The sequence below is a fragment of the Pseudomonas sp. F-14 TE3482 genome, from assembly GCF_053629455.1.
Map to the genome: position 1 here is coordinate 1674043 of NZ_JBRJII010000001.1, position 22709 is coordinate 1696751.

The following is a 22709-nucleotide window of genomic DNA, read 5'->3' on the forward strand; positions in this document are numbered from 1 at the left end:
AACTGCGGGGATTGTTCTGGCCCCTTCGCGGGCAAGCCCGCTCCCACAGGTATTGTGGGTGGCTCAGGATTTGAGCACGACACGGACACTGTGGGAGCGGGCTTGCCCGCGATGAGGTCGGTATTGGCAACAGAGATCTTCTGTCGATCATTAACCTGACCGTAACAATCCAACACTCCGCTTGATTGATGCCCCCCGCCCAACGCTCCTAAGGTGACCCCCACGACAGCGAACCCGTGGAGTGGTCATGACAACAACAATATCCCCCGACTCGCGATGGACGCGGCGGCGCAGCGAAAAGCAGCGGCGCCTCAAATTGGTGAAGGGGCTTGCCGACGGTGTGGTGTTGCCCACCGACAAGATCGTTGCGGCGCTGGAGGCGTTGATCCTGCCCGGCGACCGTGTGGTGCTGGAGGGCAATAACCAGAAGCAGGCGGATTTCCTTTCCCGCTCCCTGGCCAAGGCTGATCCGGGCAAGCTGCATGACTTGCACATGATCATGCCCAGCGTCGGGCGTTCCGAGCACCTGGACCTGTTCGAGCGTGGTATCGCCCGCAAGCTCGACTTCTCTTTTGCCGGCACCCAAAGCCTGCGCATCAGTCAGTTGCTCGAAGACGGCCTGCTGGAAATCGGCGCGATCCACACCTACATCGAGCTCTATGCGCGGCTGGTGGTCGACCTGATTCCCAACGTCGTGCTCTCGGCCGGTTTCATGGCCGACCGCGCCGGCAACATCTACACCGGGCCGAGCACCGAAGACACCCCCGCGTTGATCGAACCGGCCGCCTTCAGTGATGGCATCGTCATCGTTCAGGTCAACCAATTGGTGGACGACGTCAGTGACCTGCCTCGCGTGGACATCCCGGCGTCCTGGGTCGATTTCGTCGTGGTGGCCGACAAACCGTTCTACATCGAACCGCTGTTCACCCGCGACCCACGGCACATCAAGCCTGTACACGTGTTGATGGCGATGATGGCGATCCGCGGGATCTACGAAAAACACAACGTCCAGTCCCTCAACCACGGCATCGGTTTCAACACCGCGGCCATCGAACTGATCCTGCCGACCTACGGCGAATCCCTCGGCCTCAAGGGCAAGATCTGCCGCAACTGGACCCTCAATCCTCACCCAACCTTGATCCCTGCCATCGAAAGCGGCTGGGTCGAAAGCGTGCATTGTTTCGGCACCGAGCTGGGCATGGAAAACTACATCGCTGCCCGGCCCGATGTGTTCTTCACCGGCCGCGACGGTTCACTACGCTCCAACCGGATGTTCTGCCAACTGGCCGGGCAATACGCGGTGGACCTGTTCATCGGCGCAACCCTGCAAGTCGACGGCGACGGCCATTCCTCCACCGTGACCCGCGGTCGTCTGGCCGGTTTCGGGGGGGCACCGAACATGGGCCACGACCCGCGCGGTCGCCGCCATGGCACGCCGGCCTGGCTCGATATGCGTCACGACGATGCGCCCGAAGCATTGCTGGAGCGCGGTAAAAAACTCGTGGTGCAAATGGTCGAGACCTTCCAGGAGGGCGGCAAACCGACCTTCGTTGAAACCCTCGATGCCGTGGAAGTAGCAAAGAAAAGCGGCATGCCGCTGGCGCCGATCATGATCTATGGCGACGACGTCACCCACTTGCTGACCGAAGAAGGCATCGCCTATTTGTACAAGGCCCGTTCCCTCGAAGAGCGTCAGGCGATGATCGCGGCCGTCGCCGGGGTGACCGCCATCGGCCTGCGCCACAACCCGAAAGACACCGCGCGCATGCGCCGCGAAGGCCTGATCGCTTTGCCCGAAGATCTCGGCATCCGCCGCACCGACGCCACCCGCGAGCTGCTCGCAGCGAAAAGCGTGGCCGATCTGGTGGAGTGGTCCGGTGGTCTCTACAACCCGCCCGCCAAGTTCAGGAGCTGGTAATGCACGCATTCAACCTGCAACCGAAACCTTTAACCCTGACTGAGCGGCTGGCGGATCTGGCGGTGGACGCGCTGATCGACGAAGCTGATCTGTCGCCGAAACCGGCGCTGGTGGATCGTCGCGGCAATGGTGCGCACACCGATTTACACCTGAGCCTGATGCACGCCTCGGCGCTGTCGTTGTGGCCGGCGTTCAAGGCAATGGCGGACGCGGCCAGCGAATTTGGCGAAGTCGGTTTATCCCTGCGCGAAGCCCTTGGGCGGATTGGCCGCGACGGTGAACAAACGATGCTCGCCACCACCGACGGCGTGAATACTCATCGTGGGGCGATCTGGGCGTTGGGGCTGTTGGTAGCCGCCGCTGCGCTGGAACCTGAATCCAGCACCGCCAGCGGCATCACGTTGCGCGCTGCACGTCTGGCCTTGCTCGACGACCGCTACGCCCCGCGTCCTCTAAGCCATGGCGCTCAAGTCGCCCAGCGTTACGGTGCTCGTGGCGCACGCGAAGAAGCACAGCTTGGTTTCCCTGCAGTGATTCAACGCGCACTGCCCCAACTCAAACTCAGCCGCGCCGCCGGCCATGGCGAACAGAACGCTCGGCTCGATGCCTTGTTGGCGATCATGACGACACTGGCCGATACCTGCGTGCTCTACCGCGCAGGCGAAACCGGCCTGCAGACCATGCAACTCGGTGCCCAAGCCGTGCTCGACGCCGGCGGCAGTGCGAGCCTGGCCGGTCGCCGCCGTTTGCATGAGCTGGACCAACAATTAATCGCGTTGAATGCCTCGCCCGGCGGCGCTGCGGACTTGCTCGCAGCCTGCCTGTTTATCGACCGTATCGACTCGGGCGCCGGCATCTTCCAGGGAGTATTTTGATGGAAACCTTATCCTTTGAATTCCCCGCCGGGCAGCCGCCACGGGGCAGGGCGCTGGTGGGCTGCGTCGGCTCGGGCGATCTGGAAGTGCTGATCGAACCGGGGCTGGCCGGCAAGCTGACGATCCAGGTGCAGACCTCGGTCAACGGCAGCGAACAACGCTGGCAGCATCTGTTCACGCGGATGTTCGACGGCCAGACACCGCCCGCGATGGCGATCGATATCCACGATTTCGGCGCCACTCCCGGCGTGGTGCGTTTGCGCCTGGAACAAGGCTTCGAGGAGATCAGCCATGACTGACAGCGCAGCGCTTCTCAGCAAACATAGCTTCGTCGAACTCGGCGCCCGGCAACGGGCAAGAGCGTTGCTCGACGCCGGGACCTTTCGTGAGCTGCTCGACCCGTTTCAGCGCGTCATGTCGCCATGGCTGTCACGCCAGGGCGTGGTGCCGCAAGCCGATGACGGCGTGGTGATCGCCAAGGGCAGCATCGGCGGTTTGCCGGTGGTGATCGCTGCCATCGAAGGCGCGTTTCAGGGCGGCAGCCTCGGTGAAGTCGGTGGGGCGAAAATTGCCGGCGCGCTGGAACTGGCCGCCGAGGACAACCGCAAAGGCATTCCTACTGGCGCCGTGTTGCTGCTGGAAACCGGTGGCGTGCGTTTGCAGGAGGCCAATCTCGGGTTGGCGGCGATTGCCGATATTCATGCGGCGATTGTCGATTTGCGCCAGTACCAACCGATAGTCGGCGTGGTCGCCGGCAGCGTCGGCTGTTTTGGCGGCATGTCGATTGCCGCCGGGTTATGCAGTTATTTGCTGGTGACTCAGGAAGCGCGCCTTGGCCTCAACGGCCCCCAAGTGATTGAGCAGGAAGCCGGACTTGAGGAATACGACTCCCGCGATCGCCCGTTTATCTGGAGCCTGACCGGCGGCGAGCAACGTTTCGCCAGTGGGTTGGTGGATCGCTACGTGGCTGACGACGTGGCGCAGATTCAGCAGCAGGTTAGCGAGTTGCTCCAGCAGGGTTTGCCGGCGCAGCAACGCAGCCGCCAGGCCGAATGGTTTCTGCAACGGCTGGCGCGTCTGGATGCTGAACCACAAATCGAGCCGGCGACGGTTCGCGATCTGTATCAAGGAGAGCGCTCATGAGTTCGTATTCCCTGAGAGGCTTGAACTGGTTCAACGCCTTGAGTGCCGGCGCGAAATCGGTCGCGGGTCTGCCGGCGTCGTTGAAAGTCGCCGATGGTGCGCTGGGTGATCAACCTGTTCGATTTATCGCGGTGGTGGCCGATCCCGACAACCGCTTCGTCCGCGCCCGCAATGGCGAGGTCGGTTTGCTGGAAGGCTGGGGCCTGGCCAAAGCGGTGGATGACGTCATTGCCGCGGATAACGACAAACCTCAAAAACGCGCCTTGATCGCCATAGTCGATGTGCCGAGCCAGGCTTACGGCCGGCGCGAAGAAGCCCTCGGCATTCATCAAGCCCTGGCCGGTGCTGCGGACAGTTATGCCCGCGCCCGACTGGCCGGGCACGCAGTGATTGGTTTACTGGTGGGCAAGGCGATGTCCGGGGCGTTTCTCGCTCATGGCTATCAGGCCAACCGGCTGATCGCGTTGCGCGATCCGGGCGTGATGGTGCATGCGATGGGCAAGGCGTCGGCGGCGCGAGTGACGTTGCGCAGTGTCGAAGAACTTGAAGCCTTGGCCGCCAGCGTGCCGCCGATGGCCTATGACATCGACAGCTTTGCCAGCCTGGGTTTGCTTTGGGAAACCTTGTCGGTGGATCAGATCGAGCAGCCGACGATGGCGGATCTGGCGCGGGTGAACGAGTGTCTGGTTCAGGCGATTGAAGATGTCGGGGCTGGTCGTCGCGATTTGAGCGGCCGCTTGGGTGCGAACAATCGCGCCGCGTCGAGCAAGGTTCGCCAACTGCTGAGAGCGCAGTGGTGAGCACGCTTCTGGCCCACGACCTGCTGTGGGGGATGACCCCGGAGCAGTTGCCTGTGGATGCGCCTGTGTGGGTGATCGAGTCGATCAGCGTGGGTCAGCCGGTGGTGGTCCGGCGTGCGATGACTGCGCCGGATCAAATCGCGGTCGGGGTACGCGGACGCTTGCGCGAGCAGCGTTATGCAACGTCGATGGCGATCACGGCGATTTCACGTCGGGTCAGGCCGGAAGAGCTTTGTCATGTCGAGACGGCGAGGGATCTGCCGGCTTTGCGAGCACTGGCGCAACTGCGGCCAATGCTCGACGCCTGCGGCTGGGTTTGGGGTGTCAGCGGCAGCGCCGGATTTGAATTGGCCAGTGGTTTTGCGGCGTTGCATGAGCGCAGCGATCTCGATTTGATCCTGCGTACACCGCAACCGTTGAGCCGGCTTCAAGCGCGAGAGTTGGCGACTCTTCTCGGCACCGCTGAATGTCTGGTCGACATGCAATTGCAGACACCTCATGGCGCTGTGGCCTTGCGTGAATGGGCCGGCCCGTCGCAACGGGTGCTGCTCAAAAACGCTCAGGTCGCCTGCCTGGTCACCGATCCCTGGAACCCGCAGGAGCAAGCAGCGTGAGCAGTTTGCTGGTGTTCCCCGGCCAGGGCGCGCAGCAACCGGGCATGCTTCATCGTTTGCCTCGGGAAACGCTGATCGAGGCGAGCGAGGTGCTGGATGAAGATGTTTTGCTGCTGGATTCTGCCGAGGCGTTGCAGTCGACGAGGGCGGTTCAGTTATGCCTGCTGATCGCCGGAGTCGCCGCTTCACGTCAGTTGTTATTGAGCGCGGATTACGTGGCCGGATTGTCTATCGGCGCCTATCCGGCGGCGGTGGTCGCCGGTGCCTTGAGCTTCAGCGATGCGCTGCATCTGGTCAGCCTGCGCGGTGAGCTGATGCAGCAGGCTTATCCTCAGGGCTATGGCATGACCGCGATCATCGGTCTGGATCTGGCGACGGTGGAAAGGTTGCTGGCGCAGGTTCACAGCGTCGACACACCGGTTTACCTGGGCAATATCAACGCCGATAACCAAGTGGTGATTGCCGGCAGCGACGAGGCGATGAAAGCGGTTGCCGAGTTGGCGAAAGGTTGTGGTGCAGGTCTGACCAAGCGTCTAGCGGTCAGCGTGCCGTCCCACTGTCCGCTGCTGGAAGCACCGGCAAAAATCCTCGCCGAAGCCTTCGCCAAGGTGCAATTGAAAACGCCGACCCTGGGTTACCTGAGCGGCAGTCGCGCCCGGCCCGTTATCAATCCCGAGGCGTTACGCGACGACCTGGCGTTCAACATGTGCCGCGTGGTGGATTGGCGCGGCACGGTACAAAGCGCCTATGAGCGTGGCGTACGTCTACAACTCGAACTGCCGCCCGGTGCGGTGTTGACCGGGCTGGCGCGCCGGGTGTTCGAGCAGGGCACCGTGATTGCCTTCGACGGTGCGCGGCTCGATACCTTGCAGGTGCTGTTGCGTGAGGAGGGAAGCCGCCAACCCTAGATCACCGACTCAGGCTGCGAACGACAAAAACAACAATTCCGACGATGCACTTTGAGGACTACAACAATGATTATTTACGGTGTGGCGTTTCTCGCCTTTTGTACCCTGGCGGGTATTTTTATCGGCGAACTGCTTGGCAAATTGATTGGCGTGCCGGCCAACGTGGGCGGCGTGGGTATCGCGATGCTGCTGTTGATCGGGCTCGGCAGCTACTTCAACAAAAGCGGTTGGTTCAAAGGCAAGACTGAGCAGGGCGTGGAATTCTGGAGCGCGATCTACATCCCTATCGTGGTCGCCATGGCCGCGCAGCAAAACGTCTACGGTGCGCTCAAGGGTGGGCCGATGGCGATCCTGGCCGGTACGGTGGCAGTGGCCATTGCCTTCGCTCTGGTACCAGTACTGGTGCGTATCGGCAACAAGGCACCTGAACCTGTCACTCCACCAAAAACAGTAGGGTGATCACCATGTACGAATCGATGATGAAGGTGATTACCAGCTACGGGCTGATCAGTGGGTTTGCCATTGTCGGCGTAACCATGTGGCTGTCCTACTGGATTTCCAACACATTTACCAAAGGCCGCCTGCACGGTTCGGCCATCGCCATCCTGCTGGGCCTGCTGCTGTCTTACATCGGTGGCGCGTTGACCGGTGGCCAGAAAGGCGTGGTCGACATTCCGTTGCTCTCGGGTATCGGTCTGCTCGGCGGAGCCATGCTGCGAGACTTCGCCATTGTCGCCACGGCATTCGGTGTGAGTGTCGATGAGCTCAAACGAGCCGGCTTCGTCGGGGTGCTGGCACTGTTCGTGGGGGTCGGCACGTCGTTCATCGCAGGTGTCGCGGTGGCCATGGCGTTTGGTTATACCGATGCGGTTAGCCTGACCACCATCGGCGCGGGTGCGGTGACTTACATCGTCGGGCCGGTGACGGGCGCGGCTATCGGGGCCAGTTCGGAAGTCATGGCGCTATCGATTGCGGCCGGGCTGATCAAGGCGATTCTGGTCATGGTCATGACGCCGTTCGTGGCGCCGATGATCGGTTTGAACAATCCGCGCAGTGCGGTGATTTTCGGTGGGTTGATGGGCACCTCCAGCGGTGTGGCCGGCGGGTTGGCGGCGACTGATCCGAAGCTGGTGCCTTATGGCTGCCTGACGGCGGCGTTCTATACCGCACTGGGCTGCCTGCTCGGGCCTTCGCTGCTGTTTCTGATCATGCGCGGATTGCTTGGCTAGGGCTTTGAATCGGGCTGCCGCCATCGCGGGCAAGCCACGCTCCCACAAGGACAGCGCATTTCCTGTGGGAGCGTGGCTTGCCCGCGATGCAGGCGCCGCGGTCTGTCAGGCCTGCCGATTGGCATACATCCGACACTCTGCCAAAAGCGCCAGCAAATTCGGATCGCGCTCCTTGGCCTTCAGGAACACCACGCCGATGTGCTGCTGTAACCGATACTTTTCCTGCAATGGAATCAGCTTCACCCGGTTCTCATACACCGCCGCAATCCTTCCCGGCAGCAACGCATAACCGACCCCGGAGCTGACCATGCTCAGCAGGGTGAAGATGTCGTTGACCTGCATCGCCACCTTTGGCTCGAACCCCGCCTGCTTGAACACCCGAATACCGTCCTGGTGCGTGGCGAAGCCTTGGGTCAAGGTGATGAATGTCTCGTCGCGCACCTCGGCCAGATCGACTTCGGTCCGCTGGGCAAAGGGCGAATCAGCCGGGGTGGCGAGGAAGATGTCATCGGAAAACAACGGAATCTGCTCGCAGTCCGGGTCATTCACGCTGTCATCCAGCGACACCAGGATCGCGTCGACTTCCATGTTCTTGAGCTTGTACAACAGGTCGATGTTCGAGCCCAGGATCAGGTCGATATTGAGTTCACTACGGCGAATTTTCAGGCCCATGATCAGCTGCGGGACGGTCTTCACCGTCAGCGAATACAGGGACCCAAGTTTGAAACGCTCAGCGGAGAAACCGGCCGCTTCGCGGGTCAGGCGCACGCTTTCGAGCACGTCCTGAATCAGCTTCTGCGCCCGTTCTTCCAGCACATAAGCGCTTTCGAGTGGGGTCAGGTTGCGGCCTTCGTGTTTGAATAGCGGGCAACGCAGGGCGCTTTCCAGAGAGTGGATGGCGCGGTGCACGCTGACGTTGCTGGTTTGTAACTCGGCAGCGGCGCGGGTCAGGTTGCCGGTGCGCATGAAGGCCAGGAACACCTCGAGTTTTTTCAGGGTCAACTCTTCATCGATCAGCATGGGCGTGACTCTTATTCGAATCGTTCGATTGTGCCCAATTGGCTGACGTTTGGCTCGATGGCTTTTTGTAGGAGCGGCGCTATACGGAAACATTGCGCTTTTAACCTTGAGGCCTGAGCCTTGCGCGATGCTGCAACGAATTTTGAGGTGAGCAACGCATGTATCACGGGGAAAGATTGAACGCCTGGACGCATCTGGTCGGGGCGGTGGCGGCGTTTGTCGGCGGCGTGTGGCTGCTGGTGATCGCCAGTATGGATGGCAGCCCGTGGAAGATCGTCAGTGTGGCGATTTATGCGTTCACCTTGCTGGTGCTCTACAGCGCCTCGACCGTGTACCACAGCGTGCGCGGGCGCAAGAAAGCGATCATGCAGAAGGTTGATCACTTTTCGATCTACCTGTTGATTGCCGGCAGTTACACACCGTTCTGCCTGGTGACCCTGCGCGGGCCGTGGGGCTGGACGTTGTTCGGGATCGTCTGGGGGCTGGCGCTGATCGGCATCCTGCAAGAAATAAAACCGCGCTCGGAAGCGCGGATTCTGTCGATCGTGATTTACGCGGTGATGGGCTGGATTGTGTTGGTGGCGGTCAAGCCGTTACTGGCGGCGCTGGGGCCAGTCGGCTTTACCTGGCTGGCGTCGGGCGGGGTGTTGTACACCGTGGGGATTATCTTTTTTGCCCTCGATAATCGCTTGCGGCATGCCCATGGGGTCTGGCATCTGTTCGTGATTGCCGGGAGCTTGCTGCACTTTGTGGCGATTCTGTTTTATGTCCTTTGAGGCTTCTACGGGATCAAGCGATCCAGTTGCGCCTGCGCCCGTCGGCTGAACACCTGCAACAAGTCGCTCAAGGTGTGTGGCGGCGGTTCATCTGCGCGGGTCACTGCGTACAGGGTGATCGGTAGCGCCGGGGCCAGGGGGCGAATCGCCGTAGTGGCGGGGGACGCACCGAGTGCGGTGAACGGGTCGATCACTGCTAGCCCGGCACCGGATTCAACCATCGCCCGGGCCAGCGAATAGGTCTGCACCGCGATGCGTACCTTTGGCGGCGGGTTGACCGCTTCAAGGTAGCTGTCGAGTCGGGCGGCCAGCGGGTCGGCGCTGGACAGGCCGATCAGCGGCGCACCGGCCAGTTCGATCAACGGCAGCGGTTTACCGTGAGTGTCGTCGGGCCAAAAGCCCTTTGGCGCCAGCGCCACCAGCATCCCACAGGCCAGGGCCTGCGCCTTCAGGCCCGGATGATCGGGCAGTTGCAACGTCAGGGCGACATCCACTTCGCGCATTAACAGGTTCTGCATCAGCTCGCGGCTGTGGGCGCTGGACAGTTCGCAGGCGATTTGCGGGTAGCGTTGCGTCCATTCGTTGATCGCCGGCGGCAGCAGCGACAAGGCCAGCGCCGGGATCGCGCCAATCCGTACACTGTGGCCCGGCTCGCGGCGCAGGCTCTGGGCCAGGCGTCGCACGCCTTGCAGGCTTTCGGTGACCTTGTCGACCTCGCGCTCAAGCTCCAGGGCTTCGGGTGTCGGCTGCAATTTGCCGCGCACCCGCAGGAATAACGCAAAGCCCAGTTGCTGTTCGGCGTGTTGCAGCACTTTGCTCACCGCCGGCTGCGACACGTGCAGCAACTGGGCGGCGCCACTGACCGAACCGGTCTGGCGGATGGCCTGAAAAATCTCGATATGTCGCAGTCGCATGGCAAGTCCATAACCTTTGTTTATGGCTCAGGCATCTTTATGCATTGTTCAGCGTCTGTCACCTGGTCCTAAGCTGAGGGCACGTTTCAACAACGCTTAAGGACTGACATGGCTCAGCGGGTTTGCATCATCGGTGGCGGCGTCATCGGGCTGACAACGGCTTACGCACTGGTTCGCGACGGCATCGACGTGACGCTGATCGAGGCCCGGGATTCGTTTGCCAGCGAGACCAGTTTCGCCAATGGCGGCCAGTTGTCCTACCGATATGTCGCGCCACTGGCCGATGCCGGCGTACCGTTGCAGGCACTGGGCTGGATGTTGCGCGGTGACTCGCCGTTGAAGCTGCGCCCGCGCCTGGACCCGGCGCAATGGCGCTGGATGGCGGCCTTTCTGGCAGCCTGCCGGCGTTCGGTGAATCAGCGCAACGGCGCACATCTGCTGCGCTTGGCGCTGTTGAGCCAGGCCACGCTGCAAGGCTGGCGCGACGAAGACCGCCTCGACGGTTTCGACTGGCGGCGCAACGGCAAACTGGTGACGTTTCGTGAAGCTGCGAGTTTCGAGCATGCGCGCCAAGGGCTGGCTGATCCGCGACAGCAACAGGTGTTGTCCCGAGCCGAGTGCGCACAGTTGGAGCCGGCACTCGCCGAGGCGCCGTTCGTAGGGGCGATCTACACGCCCGATGAAGAAGTCGCCGACTGCCATGCTTTCTGCCAGCAACTGGTGGCCCGGCTCAAGGCGTCGGGGCGTTGCGAGTTTTTGCCGGGCCGCACGGTCACCGGCATTCGCCACGGGGGCGGCGCGGTGCAGGCCGTTGAAATGGGCGCGCAGGTGCTGCCTGTCGAGCAACTGGTGATCGCTGCCGGTCATCGCAGCCCGGCACTGGCGTTGCCGGGCATGAACCTGCCGCTGTACCCGCTCAAGGGCTACAGCCTGACCATGCCGATCCGCGCCGAACACCGCGCGCCGGAGCTGAGCATCACCGATTACAACCGCAAGATCGTTTACGCCCGCATCGGTGCACAACTGCGAGTGGCGGCGATGGTCGACATTGTCGGTTTCGACCCGGCACTCGATCCCAAGCGTCTGGCGCTGATCAAACGCCAGGCGCAGGAAACCTTGCCCAATGCCGGCGATTATGACGCCGCCATCGAATGGGCCGGCATGCGCCCGGCGACCCCCAGCGGCGTGCCGTTGATTGGCGCCACGGCGTACCGCAACCTCTGGCTCAACCTCGGCCATGGCGCCCTGGGTTTTACTTTGGCCTGCGGTAGCGCGCGGCTGCTGAGTGAGTTGATTGCCCGGCGCGCACCCTCGATCGAAATGCAGGGCCTCGCACCCCGCGTTGCTCGCTGCTAAACGCTTAACCCACAACGGAGAATAACAATGCAAAAAATCACGTTGATCGGCTGCACCCTCGGCCTGCTGTTCGCCAGTCAGGTCCAGGCCAATGAAGCGCCGCTGACCGGTACGCTGAACAAGGTCGCCAATGCCAAGAGCATCACGCTGGGCTATCGCGATGCGTCGGTGCCGTTCTCTTACGTGGGGGATCACACGGGGCAGCCGATGGGCTATTCGGTGGACCTGGCGAGCAAGATTGTCGAGCGCATCAAGCAAAAACTCGAGCTGCCGGACCTGCAGGTGAAGTACAACCTGGTGACCTCGCAAACACGCATTCCACTGGTGCAGAACGGCACGGTCGACCTTGAATGCGGCTCCACCGGCGTGACCGCCGAGCGCATGCAGCAAGTGGCGTTTTCCTATGGATTCATCTACGTGAAGGGGCAGTTGCTCACGGCGAAGGACAGCGGCATCAAGCGCTTCGCCGACCTGCGCGGCAAGAACGTCGTGACCACCGCCGGCACCACCAATGAGCGGTTTCTGAAGAGCTACAACGTCGATCACAAGATCGATATGTTCGTGATCAGCGCCAAGGACCACGGCGAAGCCTTCCAGATGCTGGAGTCAGGGCGGGCAGCGGCATTCTACATGGACGATGCGTTGCTTTACGGCGAGCGCGCCAAGGCCCGCGATCCGCATAAGTGGGTCGTGGTGGGTGAGGAGCAATCGCGGGAAATCTACAGCTGCATGGTGCGCAAGGGCGATCCGCAATTTCTCGAGTTGGTGAACTCGACGCTCGCCGATTTGTATAGCTCAGGGGAAATCAATGGCATCTACAACCGCTGGTTCCAGCAGCCGATTCCGCCTAAAGGTTTGAATCTTGAGTTTCCGATGACCAGCGAACTGAAGGCGATCATTGCGAAGCCGGTGAGTGATCCGGTGCAGTAGTTCCCGAAAGATCATTCCCACGCTCTGCGTGGGAATGCCTCTACGGACGCTCCGCGTTCGGCTTTTGATGGGACGCGGAGCGTCCCGGGCTGCATTCCCACGCAGAGCGTGGGAACGATCAAACCTAAAAATCGCCCCACAACTGCTGAGCCACCGCCAACGCCACCACCGGCGCGGTTTCGGTACGCAATACGCGAGGGCCGAGGCGTGCGGCATGAAAACCGCCGGCCTTGGCCTGTTCGACTTCAGCGTCAGACAACCCGCCTTCCGGGCCGATCAAAAACGCCAGCGTCGCCGGTTTCGCATGGCTCACCAGTGGCTCGGCCACCGGGTGCAGCACCAGCTTCAATTCGGCCTGCGTCTGCTTCAGCCAATCGGCCAACAGCAGCGGCGGATGAATCAGCGGCACCGATGAACGCCCGCATTGCTCGCAGGCGCTGATCGCCACCTGACGCCAATGCATCAGGCGTTTGTCGGCGCGCTCGTCCTTGAGGCGGACTTCGCAGCGGTCGGTGAAGATCGGGGTGATTTCACTGACGCCCAGTTCGGTGGCTTTCTGAATCGCCCAGTCCATCCGCTCGCCACGGGACAAACCCTGGCCGAGATGGACCGCAAGCGACGATTCGACCTGCCCGGCGAAGCTTTCATCGATTTGCACTACGACGCGCTTCTTGCCGACTTCCGCCAGCGTGCCGCGAAACTCATGGCCCGAGCCGTCGAACAATTGCACCGCATCACCCTCGGCCATGCGCAGCACGCGGCTGATGTAATGGGCCTGGGCCTCGGGAAGCTCGTGTTCGCCGATGCTCAAGGGGGCGTCGATAAAGAAGCGGGACAGTCTCATCAATGGTCTCTGTAAAAGTGTGAAAGTCTGGCGGCCCCATCGCGGGCAAGCCCGCTCCCACAGGTTTTGCGCCGATCCTGTGGGAGCGGGCTTGCCCGCGATGACGGTAGTCCGGTCACCGCTGAAGCTTAGGTGAAGTCAATCAGCCCGGATCACGGTAGCCCGGATGAAAGTCCTTCGGCACTGCCACGCTGATGCTGTCACGGGTAGCGATGTCGATGCCTTCGCTGGCCACCTCGGCCAGAAAATCGATCTGCTCCGGGGTAATCACGTACGGCGGCAGGAAATACACCACGCTGCCCAACGGCCGCAGTAAAGCACCACGCTCCAGCGCATGCTGGAACACCCTCAAACCACGACGTTCCTGCCACGGGTAAGCGGTCTTGCTGGCCTTGTCCTTGACCATCTCGATGGCCAGGACCATGCCGGTCTGGCGCACTTCGGCAACGTTCGGGTGGTCGACCAGGTGCGCGGTGGCGGTGGCCATGCGTTGGGCTAGGGCCTTGTTGTTCTCGATGACGTTGTCTTCTTCGAAGATATCCAGCGTCGCCAACGCCGCCGCGCATGCCAGCGGATTGCCGGTGTAGCTGTGAGAGTGCAGGAAGGCGCGCAGGGTCGGGTAGTCGTCGTAGAAGGCGCTGTAGACCTCATCGGTGGTCAGCACCGCCGCCAACGGCAGGTAACCACCGGTCAGGGCCTTGGACAGGCAGAGGAAATCCGGGCGGATGCCGGCCTGTTCGCAGGCGAACATCGTTCCGGTGCGGCCGAAGCCGACGGCGATTTCATCGTGGATCAGGTGAACGCCATAACGATCACAGGCGTCGCGCAGCAACTTCAGGTACACCGGGTGGTACATGCGCATGCCGCCAGCGCCCTGAATCAGCGGCTCCAGAATCACGGCGGCCACGGTGTCGTGGTTGTCGGCCAGGGTCTGCTCCATGGCGGCGAACATGTTGCGTGAGTGTTCTTCCCAGCTCATGCCCTCGGGGCGCAGGTAGCAGTCGGGGCTCGGCACCTTGATGGTGTCCATCAGCAGGGCTTTGTAGGTTTCGGTGAACAGCGGCACGTCGCCCACTGCCATCGCCGCCATGGTCTCGCCGTGGTAACCGTTGGTGAGGGTGACGAAGCGCTTCTTGTCCGGCTGGCCGCGGTTGAGCCAGTAGTGAAAGCTCATTTTCAGCGCGACTTCGATGCACGACGAACCGTTATCGGCGTAGAAGCACCGGGTCAGGCCTTCGGGCGTCATCTTCACCAGACGCTCCGACAACTCAATCACCGGCTGATGGCTGAAACCGGCGAGGATCACGTGTTCCAGCTGATCGACCTGATCCTTGATGCGCTGGTTGATCCGCGGGTTGGCGTGGCCGAACACGTTGACCCACCAGGAGCTGACCGCGTCGAGGTAGCGTTTGCCTTCGAAGTCTTCCAGCCAGACGCCTTCGCCGCGCTTGATCGGGATCAGCGGCAGCTGTTCGTGGTCTTTCATCTGGGTGCAGGGATGCCACAACACCGCGAGATCGCGTTGCATCCACTGATTATTCAGGCCCATGTTCAGTCTCCTCGAGGCGGCTCGCTTGGTGCGCGGGCAAACAATCGCGCAAGCCTATGCAATGCGCGTCATCGGGACAACCCATTGTGTCGATTGAGCTACTTTGTATAAGGCGGTAGACGTCGCTGGCGGCGTTTTGATGGCTGACGTATTCTTCGCGGTTCTTTGAGTCGTCTGACTCGTAAAACCGCTATTTCCTCGTGTATTTCCGGAGTTCGCTGAATGTCTGCTGGTTGGCTGCGCGCCTGTGCGCTGGTGATGTTGGGGCTGTTCAGCGTTTCGGCGCTGGCCAAGGATAAAACGGTGATCGTGGTCGGCGGCGGGCTCTCGGGCCTCACCGCGGCGTACGAGCTGCAGAACAAAGGCTGGCAGGTCACCCTGCTGGAAGCCAAACCGACGTTGGGCGGTCGCTCCGGCATGGCCACCAGTGAGTGGATCGGCAACGACAAGACCCAACCGGTTTTGAACAAGTACATCTCGACGTTCAAGCTGACCACCACGCCAGCCCCTGAATTCGTGCGGACGCCGAGCTACCTGATCGACGGTGAATATTTCACCGCCGCCGATCTGGCGACTAAACAGCCGGCCACCGCCGAAGCGCTGAAACGCTACGAAAAGACTCTGGATGATCTGGCGCGTTCGATCGAAGACCCGCAGAACCCGGCCGCCAACAGCACACTGTTCGCACTGGACCAGATCAACGTATCCAACTGGCTCGATCGCTTGAATCTGCCAGCCACTGCGCGTCAGTTGGTGAATCAGCAGATTCGTACCCGCTATGACGAACCTTCGCGCCTGTCGCTGCTGTACTTCGCACAACAGAGCCGCGTCTACCGTGGCGTTGCCGACCGTGACCTGCGCGCCTCGCGTCTGCCTGGCGGCAGCCCGGTGCTGGCTCAGGCCTTCGTCAAACAACTGAAAACCATCAAGACCAGCTCTCCGGTTTCGGCCATTACTCAGGACAAGGACGGCGTGACCGTGAAGGTCGGCAGTGTTGGCTATCAGGCCGACTACGTTGTGCTGGCCGTGCCATTGCGGGCACTGAACAAGATCCAGATGACCCCGGCGCTGGATGCCCAGCACCTGGGCGCCATCAAAGGCACCAACTACGGCTGGCGTGACCAGATCATGCTGAAGTTCAAGACGCCAGTGTGGGAAAGCAAGGCGCGCATGTCTGGCGAGATCTACAGCAACACCGGCCTGGGCATGTTGTGGGTCGAGCCGGCCCTGAAGGGCGGCGCCAACGTGGTGATCAACCTGTCCGGCGACAACGCGCGTGTGATGCAGGCCTTCGGCGACAAGCAGATGGTTGATCAGGTACTGATTCGCCTGCATGCGTTTTATCCACAGGCACGCGGTTCGTTCACCGGTTATGAAATCCGTCGCTACAGCACCGATCCGTCGATGGGTGGCGCATACCTGGCCTTCGGCCCGGGTCAGATCAGCAAGTACTGGCGCCTGTGGGAGCGTCCGCTGCAACGTGTAGCCTTTGCCGGCGAACACACCGACGCCTTGTACCCAGGCACTCTGGAAGGCGCATTGCGCACCGGTCAGCGTGCGGCCAGTCAGGTAGAAGACCTGGCGGCGGGCAAATCGTTTGAACCGGCGAAAGTTGTTCCGGCGGCGACCGCAGCAGCGGCAGGTGCAGTGGCGGCGAAGAAAGGTAACTTCTTCACCAACCTGTTCGGTGGTTCTGACGACAAACCGGAACCAGCCAAGGCGCCAGCACCCGTGGCACCGGTTGCTCCGGCACCCGCCCCTGTACCTGCGCCGACTCCAGCGCCAGCACCGGTTGAGGCGCCGAAGCCTGCGGCACCGGTGAAAGCAGAGCCTGCCAGGAAAGCGCCGGCCAAAGCGCCAGTGAAAAAGCCTGCGGCCAAAACCGAGTCCAAAAAAGCCCCGGTCAAGGCGACGGTGAAAAAGACTGAGCCGGTGAAGAAGCCAGCGGTCAATACTGCTGCGAAGACCCCAGTGACGACTGAAACCAAGACGCAGTAAGTTCTGGAATCAAAAAAAGCGCGGCAGTGATGCCGCGCTTTTTTTATATCTTGCGTATGTCGCCAGCCAAAGCAGGCTGCTGATTTTGCTTTGACGCTAAGCTAGATCGACACTATGGACTTCGTCGCTTTGGTAGTCGCTGACATAGGCATGGTTATGTTGATCAAGAACCATGTCATACGGTTCGGAAGCACCAGGGATGGGCACCCGGCGAACAATTTCATACGTGGCGGTATTAATTTCCACGACCTCTTTTTTGATTTGATCAACGGCATAAGCGTTTTTTTCGCCGAACACTATTTTCCCTTCGCAAGTCACAAAATCGAAATGCCTGGTGGTCGATAACTTAGGGTCCAGTACGGTCAGTTTTTGAGCGTCCAGACACACGATATACACTTCTTTGTCGTCGGGACTGACGGTAACTGCTGACGGATACCTTTCGGTTCTGATGATATCGAGGACTTTGAAAGTCTTGCTGCTGATGATCGTTAGTGCGTCCTGATAAGGGCCATCAGGAGAGTTCGTGCTGGAAATATAAAGACGCGAATCGTCCTGGCTGATATCCACACTTATGGAGGGAGAGGGCAATCCTCTCACTCTGCTCACCGCATAAGTGCGGGTATCAATAATTGCCAGCCACTCTTTGTTTTGTCGAACGGTGACGTAAACATGCTTGCCGTCTCGGCTCACGACGATTCCCCGAGGATATTTTCCCACCGTGATGTGACCCACCTTGTAGGTTTTGGTATCAATAACCGAAACCGAACTTGACCCGTAGTTGGTCACATAAGCTCTTTTCCCTCCATGGGCAAGAACTATGTTCTGGGGGTAATGCTCGACGGCGATGGTGTGGATTACCTTTCTGTTCCGGGTGTTGATCACTGACACATTGCCTGAAATGTAATTGCAAACAAAAACCCGTGATCCATCGTTGTTGATGGCTATCCCTCGCGGCCCTGCCCCTACGGGTATCGAATTAGATAGGTTTCCCGTAATCGTGGGGGATGAACTCGAATGGTGACTCATGGTAGAACTCCTGTTCAGACGCTCGGGCTAACGCCCGAGATCAGGTTCATCAATGACCTGTAATGGTGGCTACTGTCAGATATGACAGTTCTGACGAGTGGTAAAGACTTTTTGGAAGCGAGCATGGGACAGCGTCTGTAGGTTTTTTCTTCTGGTTAACACTCTCTTAATATCTCGACCCCAAGGTCTTGATCGTATTTTTCGATATTTCAGAGCGAAATTTTCCGCTTTAAATCGATAGATAACTCGATAGTCTTGGGCGAAGTTCTTACAGGATTTGGGCAATGCAACTACGTAACTCTTCTTCCCGCTACGGTTGGATCAGCATCTTCGTGCATTGGGGTGTGGCGCTCGCGGTCTATGGTCTGTTCGCGTTGGGGTTGTGGATGGTGGGTCTCGACTACTACAGCGTCTGGCGCAAAGATGCGCCGGATCTGCACAAGAGCATTGGCCTGCTGTTGTTCGCGGTCATGTTGCTGCGGGTGTTGTGGCGCTTCATCAGTCCACCGCCGCCGGCCCTGCAAAGTTATAGCCGCATGACGCGTCTTGGTGCCGTGTTCGGCCATGCCTTCCTCTATCTCGGATTGTTCGCTGTGATGATTGCCGGTTACCTGATTTCCACCGCAGACGGTGTCGGCATCCCGGTGTTTGGCCTGTTTGAAGTGCCTGCACTGGTTTCCGGACTACCGGACCAGGCAGACACCGCGGGTGTGATCCATTTGTACCTGGCCTGGGCGCTGGTAATTTTTTCCGGCCTCCATGCGTTGGCAGCATTGAAACACCACTTTATCGATCGTGATGCGACCCTGACACGAATGCTGGGTCGCAAAGCCTGATGTTCAACCTCGACTCCAAAGGAATAGAAAGCATGTTGAAAAAGACGCTCGCCGCCCTGGCAATCGGTTCTGCTCTGCTGTCCGCTAACGTAATGGCGGCCGATTACGTTGTCGACAAAGAAGGCCAGCACGCCTTCGTTGACTTCAAGATCAGCCACCTGGGGTACAGCTACATCACCGGTACCTTCAAGGACATCGACGGCAAGTTCAGCTTCGACGCCGCCAAGCCTGAAGACAGCAAGATCGAGTTCAATGTGCGCACCGCCAGCGTGTTCACTAACCACGCCGAACGCGACAAGCACATCTCCAGCGGTGACTTCCTGAACGTGGGCAAATTCGCCGACGCCAAGTTCGTTTCCACCAGCGTCAAATCCACCGGCAAAAACGCCGCTGGCAAAGACACTGCCGACGTAACCGGTAACCTGACCTTGCTGGGTGTGACCAAGCCAATCGTGGTCAAAGCCACCTTCCTGGGTGAAGGCAAGGATCCATGGGGCGGCTACCGTGCCGGCTTCGAAGGCACCACCAGCATCAAGCGTTCCGATTTCGGCAAGCAGAAAGAACTTGGTCCACAGTCTGACGCGGTCGAGCTGTACATTACGTTTGAAGGTGTGAAAGCGAAGTGAATTTCGCTGCTTGAACAAAAACGCCCCTGATCTCGCGATCCGGGGCGTTTTTTATTGCCGGGCAAATCTGCACAGGCAATGCAAAACCTTGTGGGAGCGGGCTTGCCCGCGATGGCGGTGGGTCAGGCAACATAGATGTTTGCTGGACTGACGCGATCGCGGGCAAGCCCGCTCCCACAGGTTTTTTCGTCAGTCAGAAAAAATGCCCCGGATCGTGAGATCCGGGGCATTTTTCATGGCTTTGAAAAACTCAGCGATTGCGTGTCAGCAAGGCTGGTTTTTCGCCGCGTGGACGGCCTGGCAGTTGATCCAGTTGCTCAGGTGTCGGGAAGCGATCGCTTTTCGACTCCTTGTGAATGATCTTCGGTGCCGGGCCCCGCGGGTTCTGCACGGCCGGTTCCGAACGAGGCTGCTCGTCACGGGCCGGGCGGCGGTTGCGGGACTCTTCGCGACGGGCCTGGCCGTCACGTGGGGCACCGTTGCGTGGGCCGCTGCGCTTGGCCGGTGGGGTGCCGGTGGTTGCGCCGCTGCTGTTGCGCGGACCATTTTGGCGACCTTGTGGCTGACCGGTGCGCGGGGCACCTGCGCCTGCGCCTTGTGCCGGAGCGCCCGGACGGCGGCCACGGCCCTGAGCAGGTTTGGCTTGAGGCACATAGTCGACGCGGTTACCGAAGTTATCGATATCGTCATCCAGGAACTCGTCCGGAGCACGGTCAGCGGCGGCACGAGGTGCCGGACGCTGTTGCTCACGGGCCGGGGTGCCTTCGCGAGGCTTGTGTTCACGGGCAGGGCGATCGCCACGGCCAGTGGCAGCAGGTTTTTCCTTGCCGCCCTTGTCCTTGCCTTTGTCTTTACGACCGCCGCCACCACCGCTGCCGTTTGGACCATCGCCGCGCGGGCCACGTGGGTTGCGCGGATTACGCACATCCGGACGCTCGCGAACTTCAGGTTTCTCGGCTTCCACAGCGCTGGAGTCGAAGCCCATCAGATTGCCGTCGGCAATCTTCTGCTTGGTCATGCGCTCGATGCTTTTGAGCAGCTTTTCTTCGTCCGGAGCGACCAGCGAGATCGCCTCGCCCGAACGACCGGCACGGCCAGTACGGCCGATACGGTGCACGTAATCTTCGTCGACGTTCGGCAGTTCGAAGTTGACCACGTGGGGCAACTGGTCGATGTCCAGGCCGCGAGCGGCGATGTCGGTGGCGACCAGGATGCGCACTTCACCGGCCTTGAAGTCGGCCAGGGCTTTGGTGCGGGCGTTCTGGCTCTTGTTACCGTGGATGGCGACGGCGGTGAGGCCGTGTTTGTCCAGGTACTCGGCCAGGCGGTTGGCGCCGTGCTTGGTGCGGGTGAACACCAGCACCTGTTCCCAGGCGCCAGCGGTGATCAGGTGCGCCAGCAGCGAACGCTTGTGGTTGGCTGGCAGACGGAATACGCGCTGTTCGATCCGCTCGACCGTGGTGTTCGGCGGCGTGACTTCGATGCGTTCCGGGTTGTGCAGCAGCTTGCCGGCAAGGTCGGTGATGTCTTTGGAGAACGTCGCCGAGAACAGCAGGTTCTGGCGTTTGCTCGGCAGGCGGGCGAGGACCTTTTTCACGTCATGGACAAAGCCCATGTCGAGCATGCGGTCGGCTTCGTCCAGCACGAGGATTTCCACGTGGGACAAATCGACGCTGCCTTGGCCGGCGAGGTCGAGCAGGCGACCGGGGCAGGCCACCAGCACGTCGACACCGCGGGACATGGCCTGAACCTGTGGGTTCATGCCGACGCCGCCGAAGATGCAGGCGCTGACGAACTTCAGGTCACGGGCATAGACCTTGAAGCTCTCGTGCACCTGGGCCGCGAGTTCGCGGGTTGGGGTCAGGACCAGTACGCGCGGTTGGCGCGGGCCGTGACGCTGGGATTTGTCCGGGTGACCGTTGGGGAACAACCGCTCCAGAATCGGGAGGGCGAAACCACCGGTTTTACCAGTACCTGTCTGTGCCGCAACCATCAGGTCGCGACCTTGCAACACGGCGGGAATGGCCCGCTGTTGCACCGGAGTAGGCTCGGTATAGCCCGCTGCCTCGATGGCGCGGACTAAAGCCTCGGAGAGACCGAGGGAAGCAAAGGACATGAGTAATCCTGTTTTAGTTAGGGCTTGGCCCAATGGGAGTCTTGCCTGGCGCGAATCGCGTTTAAGAGGACGCAATCCCGTCCGGTCCTGCTGGGCCTCGAAGGCTCGTCTGGGGCGCTCGCGCGGGCTGAAAAGCTGCGCTGTAGCGGGATCGAGATGCCTTGAACAAGTCCGAGCGTCCGGGCGTGAGCCTGGCGGGAAGGCCGGAGTATAACAGAGCAATCACTGCGCGCCGCTTTCCTGCTGCTCAACGGTTTTTCCGTCGGTTGCGGTGGCGCTGGCGGCCCGTGCTTCGGGGGCCGGGCCGGCGCCATAGCGGGCGCTCAGTTCGGCGTAGGCCGGCTCGCGCTTGAAGCGTTTGAGCTCGGCACCGAAACGCTGCACCAACAAATCCATCCCGGCATTGCGGCGTACCGCCAGAAACTGGCTTTGCTGGCTGATGATGATCGGGTTCTCGGTGATCTTGTCGCGGATATTCAGTTGATCGAGCAAATGCTGGCCGACCCGGCGATCGGTGATCAGCAGGTCGATGCGGCCGCGCACCAGTTTGCCGAAGTTGGCTTCATGGGTGGGTGCCGGCTCTTGGGTGAACAGCGTCGATTCGCTGAAGTCCTTGCTGTACAGGTAGCCCGGCGAGGTGCCGATGGTCAGGCCTTTCAGGTCGTCCAGGGTGCGAAACGGATACGGTCGCTCGTTGGCGTAGAACATCACGAACTCGACTTGCGAGAGCGGTTCGCTGGGGTAGAGCAGGGTCGCGTCGCGTTCAGCGCTGTGGAAGATATCCAGCACGCCATCTGCCTGGCCTTGCTCAAGCATCGACAGGCAGCGTTTCCATGGCAGGAACTGCCATTCCACGTCGATTCCGAGGCGTTTGAAGACAATGGCGGTGGTTTCATAGTCAAGTCCCAAAGACTTGCCGTTTTCCTCATACACGTAAGGTGCCCAGGGTTCGGTGACAATACGCAACTTCTCGCCCCGAGCAGTGAGGCTCAGGCAAGTGAACAGAAGCACGGTCAGTAACTGAGCGATCAAAGGCATGGGGTTGAGATTACGACGAGAAATCATAAAGAGCCAGAAACCGGATCCAGAAGCTCTGGTTCAGGGTATGGCTGCACAATAAAGGGGCGCCGGAAAGCAAAAGATCGCAGCCTTCGGCATTTCCTACAGGGGGATACGTACCTCTGTAGGAGCTGCCGAAGGCTGCGATCTTTTGATCTTGCTTTAACGACGA

General features: G+C 60.6%; 22 protein-coding genes. 15 read left to right on the top strand and 7 right to left on the bottom strand.

The window, feature by feature from the left end:
- Positions 1-247: 247 nt before the first annotated feature.
- The 9 genes from mdcA (at position 248) to madM (ending at position 7487) form a co-directional block, all read left to right on the top strand.
- Positions 248-1918 (top strand): malonate decarboxylase subunit alpha, encoded by a 1671-nt coding sequence (gene mdcA, locus AB7M26_RS07460; protein WP_123500212.1) that lies wholly within the window; start codon positions 248-250, stop codon positions 1916-1918.
- Complete coding sequence (locus tag AB7M26_RS07465; RefSeq protein ID WP_123500210.1) at positions 1918-2793, top strand: triphosphoribosyl-dephospho-CoA synthase; 876 nt, start codon at positions 1918-1920, stop codon at positions 2791-2793. Before mdcA ends, AB7M26_RS07465 begins: the two co-directional genes overlap by 1 nt.
- Entirely contained in the window at positions 2793-3092 is a 300-nt protein-coding gene (locus AB7M26_RS07470) for a malonate decarboxylase subunit delta (protein ID WP_123500208.1), read from the top strand. Before AB7M26_RS07465 ends, AB7M26_RS07470 begins: the two co-directional genes overlap by 1 nt.
- Entirely contained in the window at positions 3085-3936 is an 852-nt protein-coding gene (locus tag AB7M26_RS07475) for a biotin-independent malonate decarboxylase subunit beta (RefSeq protein WP_123500206.1), read from the top strand. The genes AB7M26_RS07470 and AB7M26_RS07475 overlap by 8 nt, the downstream gene beginning before the upstream one ends.
- Entirely contained in the window at positions 3933-4736 is an 804-nt protein-coding gene (gene mdcE / locus AB7M26_RS07480; protein ID WP_123500204.1) for a biotin-independent malonate decarboxylase subunit gamma, read from the top strand. The genes AB7M26_RS07475 and mdcE overlap by 4 nt, the downstream gene beginning before the upstream one ends.
- Complete coding sequence (locus AB7M26_RS07485; protein ID WP_123500202.1) at positions 4730-5350, top strand: malonate decarboxylase holo-ACP synthase; 621 nt, start codon at positions 4730-4732, stop codon at positions 5348-5350. Before mdcE ends, AB7M26_RS07485 begins: the two co-directional genes overlap by 7 nt.
- Positions 5347-6258, top strand: coding sequence for a malonate decarboxylase subunit epsilon (gene mdcH / locus AB7M26_RS07490; RefSeq protein WP_123500200.1), 912 nt, complete (start codon positions 5347-5349; stop codon positions 6256-6258). Before AB7M26_RS07485 ends, mdcH begins: the two co-directional genes overlap by 4 nt.
- 66 nt (positions 6259-6324) lie before the next feature.
- A complete protein-coding gene (gene madL, locus AB7M26_RS07495; protein WP_123500198.1) occupies positions 6325-6717 on the top strand; it encodes a malonate transporter subunit MadL in 393 nt (130 codons plus the stop codon).
- A gap of 5 nt (positions 6718-6722) precedes the next feature.
- Positions 6723-7487 (top strand): malonate transporter subunit MadM, encoded by a 765-nt coding sequence (gene madM / locus AB7M26_RS07500; RefSeq protein WP_123500490.1) that lies wholly within the window; start codon positions 6723-6725, stop codon positions 7485-7487.
- A gap of 105 nt (positions 7488-7592) precedes the next feature.
- Here the strand turns inward: madM and AB7M26_RS07505 are convergent, their stop codons facing one another.
- Complete coding sequence (locus AB7M26_RS07505) at positions 7593-8507, bottom strand: LysR family transcriptional regulator (protein WP_123500196.1); 915 nt, start codon at positions 8505-8507, stop codon at positions 7593-7595.
- A gap of 158 nt (positions 8508-8665) precedes the next feature.
- Here AB7M26_RS07505 and trhA point away from each other — a divergent pair, with 158 nt between their 5' ends.
- The gene (gene trhA, locus AB7M26_RS07510; protein ID WP_123500195.1) at positions 8666-9283 is read left to right on the top strand and encodes a PAQR family membrane homeostasis protein TrhA; all 618 of its coding nucleotides are present in this window, start codon (positions 8666-8668) and stop codon (positions 9281-9283) included.
- A 5-nt stretch (positions 9284-9288) separates the two neighbouring features.
- Here trhA and AB7M26_RS07515 read toward each other — a convergent pair whose 3' ends face one another.
- The gene (locus AB7M26_RS07515) at positions 9289-10197 is read right to left on the bottom strand and encodes a LysR family transcriptional regulator (protein ID WP_123500193.1); all 909 of its coding nucleotides are present in this window, start codon (positions 10195-10197) and stop codon (positions 9289-9291) included.
- Positions 10198-10305: 108 nt separating this feature from the next.
- Here AB7M26_RS07515 and AB7M26_RS07520 point away from each other — a divergent pair, with 108 nt between their 5' ends.
- Together AB7M26_RS07520 and AB7M26_RS07525 are read left to right on the top strand one after the other, a co-directional pair.
- Positions 10306-11553 (top strand): D-amino acid dehydrogenase, encoded by a 1248-nt coding sequence (locus AB7M26_RS07520; RefSeq protein WP_123500191.1) that lies wholly within the window; start codon positions 10306-10308, stop codon positions 11551-11553.
- A gap of 27 nt (positions 11554-11580) precedes the next feature.
- Positions 11581-12483 (top strand): transporter substrate-binding domain-containing protein, encoded by a 903-nt coding sequence (locus tag AB7M26_RS07525; protein ID WP_123500189.1) that lies wholly within the window; start codon positions 11581-11583, stop codon positions 12481-12483.
- Between the two features lie 124 nt (positions 12484-12607).
- Here AB7M26_RS07525 and AB7M26_RS07530 read toward each other — a convergent pair whose 3' ends face one another.
- Positions 12608-13327, bottom strand: coding sequence for a 16S rRNA (uracil(1498)-N(3))-methyltransferase (locus AB7M26_RS07530; RefSeq protein ID WP_123500188.1), 720 nt, complete (start codon positions 13325-13327; stop codon positions 12608-12610).
- Positions 13328-13469: 142 nt separating this feature from the next.
- On the bottom strand, positions 13470-14876 hold the full coding sequence (locus tag AB7M26_RS07535) for an adenosylmethionine--8-amino-7-oxononanoate transaminase (protein ID WP_123500186.1): 1407 nt from the start codon (positions 14874-14876) through the stop codon (positions 13470-13472).
- A gap of 222 nt (positions 14877-15098) precedes the next feature.
- Between AB7M26_RS07535 and AB7M26_RS07540 the strand changes: the two genes are divergently transcribed.
- Positions 15099-16874, top strand: coding sequence for an FAD-dependent oxidoreductase (locus AB7M26_RS07540; protein ID WP_123500184.1), 1776 nt, complete (start codon positions 15099-15101; stop codon positions 16872-16874).
- Positions 16875-16970: 96 nt separating this feature from the next.
- On the opposite strand, the gene AB7M26_RS07545 is transcribed toward AB7M26_RS07540, so the two are convergent.
- Positions 16971-17900 (bottom strand): YncE family protein, encoded by a 930-nt coding sequence (locus AB7M26_RS07545; RefSeq protein ID WP_123500182.1) that lies wholly within the window; start codon positions 17898-17900, stop codon positions 16971-16973.
- Between the two features lie 284 nt (positions 17901-18184).
- Here AB7M26_RS07545 and AB7M26_RS07550 point away from each other — a divergent pair, with 284 nt between their 5' ends.
- Together AB7M26_RS07550 and AB7M26_RS07555 are read left to right on the top strand one after the other, a co-directional pair.
- Positions 18185-18736 carry a cytochrome b gene (locus AB7M26_RS07550; RefSeq protein ID WP_123500180.1) on the top strand — a complete coding sequence of 184 codons (552 nt, stop codon included), beginning with the start codon at positions 18185-18187 and terminating at the stop codon, positions 18734-18736.
- A gap of 32 nt (positions 18737-18768) precedes the next feature.
- Positions 18769-19362 carry a YceI family protein gene (locus AB7M26_RS07555; RefSeq protein ID WP_123500178.1) on the top strand — a complete coding sequence of 198 codons (594 nt, stop codon included), beginning with the start codon at positions 18769-18771 and terminating at the stop codon, positions 19360-19362.
- A gap of 250 nt (positions 19363-19612) precedes the next feature.
- Here AB7M26_RS07555 and AB7M26_RS07560 read toward each other — a convergent pair whose 3' ends face one another.
- Both AB7M26_RS07560 and AB7M26_RS07565 read right to left on the bottom strand, forming a co-directional pair.
- The gene (locus AB7M26_RS07560; protein WP_123500176.1) at positions 19613-21478 is read right to left on the bottom strand and encodes a DEAD/DEAH box helicase; all 1866 of its coding nucleotides are present in this window, start codon (positions 21476-21478) and stop codon (positions 19613-19615) included.
- A 222-nt stretch (positions 21479-21700) separates the two neighbouring features.
- Positions 21701-22516, bottom strand: a complete 816-nt coding sequence (locus AB7M26_RS07565; RefSeq protein WP_123500488.1) for a substrate-binding periplasmic protein — start codon at positions 22514-22516, stop codon at positions 21701-21703.
- Positions 22517-22709: the final 193 nt, after the last annotated feature.

Coding starts and splice junctions, on each gene's coding strand:
- mdcA (WP_123500212.1), top strand. CDS start 248: ATGACAACAACAATATCCCCCGACTCGCGATGGACGCGGCGGCGCAGC.
- AB7M26_RS07465 (WP_123500210.1), top strand. CDS start 1,918: ATGCACGCATTCAACCTGCAACCGAAACCTTTAACCCTGACTGAGCGG.
- AB7M26_RS07470 (WP_123500208.1), top strand. CDS start 2,793: ATGGAAACCTTATCCTTTGAATTCCCCGCCGGGCAGCCGCCACGGGGC.
- AB7M26_RS07475 (WP_123500206.1), top strand. CDS start 3,085: ATGACTGACAGCGCAGCGCTTCTCAGCAAACATAGCTTCGTCGAACTC.
- mdcE (WP_123500204.1), top strand. CDS start 3,933: ATGAGTTCGTATTCCCTGAGAGGCTTGAACTGGTTCAACGCCTTGAGT.
- madL (WP_123500198.1), top strand. CDS start 6,325: ATGATTATTTACGGTGTGGCGTTTCTCGCCTTTTGTACCCTGGCGGGT.
- madM (WP_123500490.1), top strand. CDS start 6,723: ATGTACGAATCGATGATGAAGGTGATTACCAGCTACGGGCTGATCAGT.
- AB7M26_RS07505 (WP_123500196.1), bottom strand. CDS start 8,507: ATGCTGATCGATGAAGAGTTGACCCTGAAAAAACTCGAGGTGTTCCTG.
- trhA (WP_123500195.1), top strand. CDS start 8,666: ATGTATCACGGGGAAAGATTGAACGCCTGGACGCATCTGGTCGGGGCG.
- AB7M26_RS07515 (WP_123500193.1), bottom strand. CDS start 10,197: ATGCGACTGCGACATATCGAGATTTTTCAGGCCATCCGCCAGACCGGT.
- AB7M26_RS07520 (WP_123500191.1), top strand. CDS start 10,306: ATGGCTCAGCGGGTTTGCATCATCGGTGGCGGCGTCATCGGGCTGACA.
- AB7M26_RS07525 (WP_123500189.1), top strand. CDS start 11,581: ATGCAAAAAATCACGTTGATCGGCTGCACCCTCGGCCTGCTGTTCGCC.
- AB7M26_RS07530 (WP_123500188.1), bottom strand. CDS start 13,327: ATGAGACTGTCCCGCTTCTTTATCGACGCCCCCTTGAGCATCGGCGAA.
- AB7M26_RS07535 (WP_123500186.1), bottom strand. CDS start 14,876: ATGGGCCTGAATAATCAGTGGATGCAACGCGATCTCGCGGTGTTGTGG.
- AB7M26_RS07540 (WP_123500184.1), top strand. CDS start 15,099: ATGTCTGCTGGTTGGCTGCGCGCCTGTGCGCTGGTGATGTTGGGGCTG.
- AB7M26_RS07545 (WP_123500182.1), bottom strand. CDS start 17,900: ATGAGTCACCATTCGAGTTCATCCCCCACGATTACGGGAAACCTATCT.
- AB7M26_RS07550 (WP_123500180.1), top strand. CDS start 18,185: ATGCAACTACGTAACTCTTCTTCCCGCTACGGTTGGATCAGCATCTTC.
- AB7M26_RS07555 (WP_123500178.1), top strand. CDS start 18,769: ATGTTGAAAAAGACGCTCGCCGCCCTGGCAATCGGTTCTGCTCTGCTG.
- AB7M26_RS07560 (WP_123500176.1), bottom strand. CDS start 21,478: ATGTCCTTTGCTTCCCTCGGTCTCTCCGAGGCTTTAGTCCGCGCCATC.
- AB7M26_RS07565 (WP_123500488.1), bottom strand. CDS start 22,516: ATGCCTTTGATCGCTCAGTTACTGACCGTGCTTCTGTTCACTTGCCTG.